2 protein-coding genes are annotated in these 1,119 nt (G+C 48.5%); one reads left to right on the top strand and one right to left on the bottom strand.

Annotated elements, in window-relative coordinates; translation table 11 throughout:
• Positions 1–185 (top strand): hypothetical protein (locus R8N46_RS25250; protein WP_318189783.1); only part of this gene is annotated, 185 nt, incomplete at its 5' end.
• A 69-nt stretch (positions 186–254) separates the two neighbouring features.
• On the opposite strand, the gene R8N46_RS25255 is transcribed toward R8N46_RS25250, so the two are convergent.
• The coding region (locus R8N46_RS25255) for a divalent metal cation transporter (protein ID WP_318189784.1) at positions 255–1,119 on the bottom strand (865 nt) is incomplete at its 5' end.

A 1,119-nucleotide genomic window follows, 5' to 3' on the forward strand; every position in this document is an offset into this window, starting at 1 on the left:
AAGATATGCAGCAAAGCTTGAATGCGGAGCTAGAGCGTTTACAAGCTTTGAAAGCGGTGAACCCAAACATTCGTGATGAAGAGATTGAAGCGATTGAAGCGCAAATCAAAGAGCTGACTGGTTACATCAATCAAGCTCAAGTGCAGCTCGACTCGCTCCGTCTGATCGTGGTGAGCCACAACTAATCGCATTAAACGCATTAAAAAAGGTCTTCAATCGAAGACCTTTTTCTTTATCTACGGTTTGCCTGTGGATTACATCAACCACTTCCACCAAATAAACAAAGCTAAGAAGCCAAACAAGTAAATCAGCCCAGCAATCGATAGCCATTTCAGTTTGCGTCCCACCGCCAGCGGTTCCGGCAAGTCCGTTTTGCTCACTAAGATGTAGTTCAGTAGCGCGAAGAATGGTGTCGTCATAAACGCCAGAACCATCGCGAAGTCGAGCATAGGCAGCAGTGCCGATGCCCAGAATACGACAATACCCAGCGCCAGCAATGATACCGCCAACATAATCGCTGACGTTGCTTTTGGATCGGTTTCCGCTTGAGAGCGCAACAGGCGTTGTGAGTCGGCAATTACGCGCGAGTAACCGTCAATAACAGTAATCGTACTGCCGAAAATACAGAAGAAAGCGATCACCGCGATTAAGTAACGTGACCATTCACCGATGGTCGAAGCGTACAAGCCAACCAACTGATGCGAGAAGCCAACCCCTGAGCTCTTCAGTTCAATTCCAGCACCGTGCAGCATTAACGCACCGAGCGAAACAAACACTAGCGCCAAAACTGCTGTACCGATGTAGCCAACGTTGAAGTCAAACAGAGCAGAGCGTGGTGTTACTTCTTGCTGACTCGACTGGCGCTTTAGCCACGCTGAGGTTAAACACGAAATCTCAATTGGTGCTGGCATCCACCCCATCGTAACCACGATGAAACCAATTGCCGCAATTGACCAAGGGGAAGGCGATTCAAAGTTCGCGACGGGTTCCACTGGGTTACCAAACGCAATTGCAACAGCAAGCAGCGTTGCAATGGTGAGCACGGACATGATCACTTTCGAAAGTGTGTCGAGTGCTTTGTAATGGCCGGCGAATAAAATGATCAAACACGTGACCAAA

Source organism: Vibrio sp. 1874 (genome assembly GCF_033344395.1).
GTDB lineage: Bacteria > Pseudomonadota > Gammaproteobacteria > Enterobacterales > Vibrionaceae > Vibrio > Vibrio alginolyticus.